This window comes from Shouchella shacheensis, from assembly GCF_001484965.1.
GTDB classification, from domain to species: Bacteria; Bacillota; Bacilli; order Bacillales; family Bacillaceae_D; genus Shouchella; species Shouchella shacheensis.
Genome location: NZ_LLYY01000093.1, coordinates 1 through 374, shown reverse-complemented (window position 1 = coordinate 374; position 374 = coordinate 1). Strand labels below are relative to the sequence as shown.

General features: G+C 33.2%; 1 protein-coding gene. It reads right to left on the bottom strand.

What is annotated here, in order from left to right; genetic code table 11:
- Window positions 1-7: 7 nt before the first annotated feature.
- On the bottom strand, window positions 8-374 hold a 367-nt coding region (gene tnpA, locus AVZ68_RS19505), incomplete at its 5' end, for an IS200/IS605 family transposase (RefSeq protein ID WP_157404783.1).

Genomic DNA, 374 nt, shown 5'->3' with positions numbered 1-374 from the left:
TTTCACCTCATTTTAGACCTTGATTTTCAATGTACTTTTTAACTACATTGATTGGAGATCCACCAGTAGTTAGTAAGCAAAAACTTCTCGACCAAAACATTTCTTTCCATAGATTATTTCTTATTTGCGGGAAGTCACGTTTTATTAGACGAGAACTTGCACTTTTATAAGCATTGATGAACGTTGACAATTCTGTATTAGGGTGTGCTTTGAACAAGATGTGAACATGGTCTTTATCATGATTCCATTCGACTATGGAGATATTATATTTCTCGCCTAACTTTACAAACATATCCTTAGCATAGTCAGATACTTTATCATCAAAGACTTCTCTACGATATTTTACAACTAGCACAAGATGGTAATACATTAAG